The 5,220-nt window shown below is 68.0% G+C and carries 3 protein-coding genes; all 3 read right to left on the bottom strand.

Translation table 11 applies throughout. The features are described 5' to 3' along the window. The coding region (locus tag D452_RS0101080; protein ID WP_204366591.1) for a hypothetical protein at positions 1–530 on the bottom strand (530 nt) is incomplete at its 3' end. A gap of 473 nt (positions 531–1,003) precedes the next feature. Next, complete coding sequence (locus D452_RS0101085) at positions 1,004–1,642, bottom strand: response regulator (RefSeq protein WP_017542325.1); 639 nt, start codon at positions 1,640–1,642, stop codon at positions 1,004–1,006. A gap of 17 nt (positions 1,643–1,659) precedes the next feature. Beyond that, positions 1,660–5,220: HAMP domain-containing protein (locus D452_RS27410; protein ID WP_017542326.1), on the bottom strand; the 3,561-nt coding region annotated here is incomplete at its 5' end.

Consider the following 5,220-nt stretch of genomic DNA (forward strand, 5'->3'; position numbering starts at 1 on the left):
GTGGCGCTGTCCGGCGAGCAGACGGTGGTCGAGTCCCCGGGCGTCTGGGTTACTTCGACGGTGACCTCGCCGGGCGCCAGCGTGACCTCGCCCGGGGCCGTAGGGGTGAACGTGCCGCTCAGGGTCGACTCGTCGAAGGTGTCGTTGTCGTCCGGGCTGAAGGCGCCTTGGGCCTCGATGGAGGCGGTGGCGGTCGGCGACGGAGCGGCGTCCCCTCCGAGTTCGACGTCGGCCGCGAGGGTGCCCGAGATGATGTCGCCGCCGTCGACGTAGTAGTAGTACGTGTGCCCGCCCGGCTGGATCTGGAACTCGATCTCCTCGCCGACCTCGCTCTCGGCGGGAGCCGTGACGCGGAAGTCCATATCCGAGGTCTCCGAGAGGTCGTCGACCTGGTCGGCACAGGTGTAACTGAACGTTCCCGTGGTGCCCTGAGGGCTGTCCGCCCACACTGGCGTCGCGGCGAGCGAGGCACCCAGGCCCAAGCAGACGGCGGCGAGCCCGGAGGCGGTGCGGGACATCGTAGGGGACACGGTTGTCGCTCCAATGGGTCCGAGGGAAGGCAGCTTGGTTCCGCGCCGCACCACGTGTAGCGGCTCGAACCGGCAGAATCCGAGCGGCCCTGACCGCGGCGGCGAATCGTGCGGCATACGGCGGGAAGACCGGGTCAGGTTACAACGGGGGTATGGGGACCGGCGGGTGCGGTATGCGCGGAGGGGACTGAGGGCTCAACACCCTCGAACCGGGACGATTCGCCCTCTATTGCCTACACGAGACCGCAGGTCTCCGAGCTTCCCGCGCCCCCGTCGAGGGCGGGACCGCCCGATCTTCGCCGACTGAGACGCCGCCGGGGCGGCACCGGTTCCAGCGATTCACGCCCCGATCGCTCCGGCCGCCCTGTAGGGAATCCCGAGCCCCCGGCCGCCGCACCCGTCCGGCGTGCCCTCGGTGGAAACCGCCCCCGCCGGCAAGGGTGGCCGATTCCGGCCGCCCCCGCCGCCTGCCCCTACTCCGGCCCGCGGATCGCGTCGACGAGGGTCGTCAACTGCGCCACAGCCCGGTCGAGATCGCGGACCGCCTCGATCGTGCTCGGATCGCTGTCGTGCTCTTCGGTGACGACCTTCTCCCGCAGCGACTCCAGGTTGGTGTTGATGTCGGCGACCCGCCGGGAGAGCTGGTCGGAGACCGGCGCCGACGACTCCCCGGTCTCGGCGGAGAGGTCCCGCTGCAACAACTGCGACTGCGTGCGCAGCCGCTGCTTCATCTGGTGCAGCTCCACGAACACCTCGACCTTGGAACGCAGCACCCACGGATCGAACGGCTTGGTCAGGTAGTCGATCGCCCGCGACGCGTACCCGCGGAAGACCCGGTGCCGGTCGATTCCGGCACCGGTGAGGAAGATGATGGGCACATCCTTGGTCTTCTCGCGCTGCTTGATGTGGGACGCGGTCTCGAAACCGTCCATCCCCGGCATCACGACGTCGAGCAGGATGACCGCGAACTCGTCTTCGAGCAGCGCTTTCAAGGCCGCCTCCCCCGAATTCGCGCGCACCAGGTTCTGGTCCAGGGAGGTGAGGATGGCCTCCAGGGCCGTGAGGTTCTCGTCGCGGTCGTCAACGAGGAGGATGTTGGCCTTCTGCGGCACGTCTGCTGCTCCTGCTCCTAGTCCGTGCTGTCCGGGCTGTCGGCCCCACCGGTGCCGTCCGGGCTCTGCCGGCCCGATCCGCCCGCTTCGTCACCGTCGCCGTCCAGCCACCTGCGGATCACGTTGAGCAGGTGGTCGAGATTGACGGGCTTGGTCACATAGTCCGATGCGCCCGCCTCCAGGCTGCGTTCGCGGTCGCCCTGCATCGCTTTCGCGGTCAGCGAGATGATCGGCAGATCCGCGAACTGCGGCATCTCCCGGATCGCACGGGTGGTGGCGTTGCCGTCGAGTTCCGGCATCATGATGTCCATCAGGACCAGCTCGACGTTCTCGTTGGCCTCCAGTTTCTCGATACCCGAATGCCCGTTGTCGGAGAAGTGCACGCGCAGCCCGTGCGCCTCCAATGCGCTGGTCAGGGCGAACACGTTGCGGATGTCGTCGTCGACGATGAGTACCTCGCGCCCGGCCAGCGCCGCGTCCCGGTCGGGATCGGGTGTGGCGCCGGTCTCGGAGGACGCACCGGCCTCGCCTTCCATCGCGGCTTCGGCGGGCTCGGCCAGTGCGGGGACCGGAGCCGGCTGCTCCTCGGCCCCGTCGGCCTCGGACTCCTCCTCGACCTCCGCGGGTTCGATGGTCTCCAGCGGGCTCAGGTCCGCCGGGCTGTCGGGAACCTGCACGTCGACCTCGGTGAGCGGTTCGATGTCGGCGCGCGCCCCGGTCACCGGCTCGGGCGGGGAGTCCAGCGACGCCTCGATCCGCTCGGCGGTGCCCTCGGGCACGCGCACCGGCAGCAGCAGCGTGAAGGTGCTGCCCTCGCCGTGCACGCTCTGCACCCGGATCTCGCCGCCCAGCAGCCGCGCGTAGTTCTGGCTGATGGACAGTCCCAGGCCGGTACCGCCGAAGCGCCGGCTGGTGCCGCCGTCGCCCTGGTGGAACGCTTCGAAGACCACCTGCAGCTTGTCGTCGGGGATGCCGATGCCGGTGTCGGCGACCGAGAGCGCGACGATCTCGTCGTTCTCACCGAACATGTCGAGGTCGGCGTCCTCCAGCGCCCAAGCCGGCTCGATGAGCAGCCGGACCTCGCCGGTGCTGGTGAACTTCACCGCGTTGGACAGCAGGTTGCGCAGGATCTGCTGCAGCCGCTGCTCGTCAGTCCACAGGTAGCTCGGGATGTCCGGGGAGACGTCCACGCCGAAGGCCAGCCCGCGCTCGGCGGCCATCGGCCTGAAGGACGCCTCGACGTAGTCGACCAGCTGGCTGATCGACACGTCGGTGGGCTGCACCTCGGCCCGGCCGGCCTCGACCTTGGCCAGATCCAGGATCTCGTCGATGAGTTGGAGCAGGTCGTGGCCCGCCTTGTGGATCGTCTGGGCGAACTCCACCTGCTTGGAGGTGAGGTTCTGCTCGCTGTTGTCGGCCAGCAGCCGCGCCAGGATGAGCAGGCTGTTCAGCGGAGTCCGCAGCTCATGGGACATGTTCGCCAGGAACTCGGACTTGTACTTGGAGGAGACCTGCAGCTGGTGGGCGCGGTCCTCCAGCGAGCGCCGCGCCCGTTCGATCTGGCGGTTCTGCAGCTCGATCGCCCGGTTCTGGCTGGCCAGCTGGCCCGCCTTGCTGTGCAGCTCCGCGTTCTTGCGGCGCAGTTCCTCCTGCTGGCGCTGCAGCTCGTTGGAGCGCTCCTGCAGCGCGTTGGTCAGCTGGCGCGACTGCAGCAGCAGGTACTCGGTTTTGGAGTTGGCCAGGATGGTGTTGACCGTGGTGCCCAGCTGGGCCATCAGCTGGCGCAGGAAGTCCAGGTGCACCTCGCGGAAACGCCCGTAGGAGCCGAGCTCGACCACGCCCAGGACCCGGTCCTCGGAGATGATCGGGAAGATCGCGATGGTCAGCGGCGCCGCCTCGCCCAGGCCCGAACCGACCTTGACGTAGTCGGACGGCACGTCGTTGATGAGCATCTCGCTCTTCTGCGCGATGACCTCGCCGACCAGGCCCGTGCCGGAGCGCACCCGGCGGCGGTCGTCGTCGGGGCGGTAGCCGAAGCTGCCGAAGAGCAGGAAGACTTCCTCGTCGTCCTTCTCCTCGGGCAGGTAGCAGGCGCCGTGCTGGGCCTCGACCAGCGGAGTGACCTCGGTCATGATGAGCCGGGCCAGCTCGTTGAGGTCGCGGTGGCCCTGGATGTGGCCGGAGATGCGCGCCAGGTTGGACTTCAGCCAGTCCTCGTCGCGCTGGGACGCGGTGGTCTCGCGCAGATTGCTCACCATCAGGTTGATGTTGTCCTTGAGCTTCTGCATCTCGCCGCGGGCGTCGACCTGGATGTTCTGCGTGAGGTCGCCGCGGGTGACCGCGCTGGCCACCTCGCCGATCGCGCGCACCTGGGTGGTGAGGTTCCCGGCCAGCTCGTTGACGCTGTCGGTGAGCTGCTTCCAGGTGCCCGAGACACCGTCGACCTTGGCCTGACCGCCCAGCTCGCCCTCACTGCCGACCTCGTGGGCGACGCGGGTGACCTCGGTGGCGAACGCCGACAGCTGGTCCACCATGATGTTCACGGTGTCCTTCAGCTCCAGGATCTCCCCCTGGGCGTCGACGGTGATCTTCTTGGACAGGTCGCCCTTGGCCACCGCGGAGGTGACCTGGGAGATGTTGCGTACCTGGGTGGTGAGGTTCTGCGACATCGAGTTGACGTTCTCGGTGAGGTCCTTCCAGATGCCCGAGACGCCCTTGACGTCGGCGCGGCCGCCCAGCTTGCCCTCGGTACCCACCTCGCGGGCCATGCGGGTGACCTCGTCGGAGAAGGAGTCCAGCTGGTCGACCATGACGTTGATGGTGTCCTTCAGCTCCAGGATCTCGCCCTTGGCGTTGACGGTGACCTTCTTGGTCAGGTCGCCGCGCGCGACCGCCTGCGTGACGATGGAGATCTGGCGCACCTGGTGGGTCAGGTTGTTGGCCATGGAGTTGACGTTGTCGGTCAGGTCCTTCCAGACCCCCGACACCCCGCGCACGTGCGCCTGGCCGCCCAGCGTCCCCTCGGTGCCGACTTCGCGGGCCATGCGGGTGACCTCGTTGGCGAAGGACTCCAACTGGTCGACCATCGTGTTGACCGTGTCCTTGAGGTCGAGCATCTCGCCTTGGGCGTCGACCGTGATCTTCTTGGACAGGTCGCCCTTGGCCACGGCCGTGGTCACCTGCGAGATGTTGCGCACCTGGTAGGTGAGGCTGTTGGCCATGGAGTTGACGTTGTCGGTCAGGTCCTTCCATATACCCGACACGCCTTTGACGTTGGCGCGGCCGCCCAGCTTGCCCTCGGTACCCACCTCGCGGGCCACCCGGGTGACCTCGTCGGCGAAGGAGTCGAGCTGGTCCACCATCGTGTTGACCGTGTCCTTGAGCTGCAGCATCTCGCCCTGGACGTCCACGGTCACCTTGCGGCTGAGATCGCCGCGCGCCACGGCCGTGGTCACCTGGGAGATGTCGCGCACCTGGTTGGTCAGGTTGTCGGCCATGGAGTTGACGTTGTCGGTCAGGTTCTTCCAGATGCCCGAGACGCCCTTGACGTTGGCGCGGCCGCCCAGCTTGCCCTCGGT

The sequence above is a fragment of the Nocardiopsis prasina DSM 43845 genome, assembly GCF_000341265.1.
Classification (GTDB): Bacteria; Actinomycetota; Actinomycetes; order Streptosporangiales; family Streptosporangiaceae; genus Nocardiopsis; species Nocardiopsis prasina.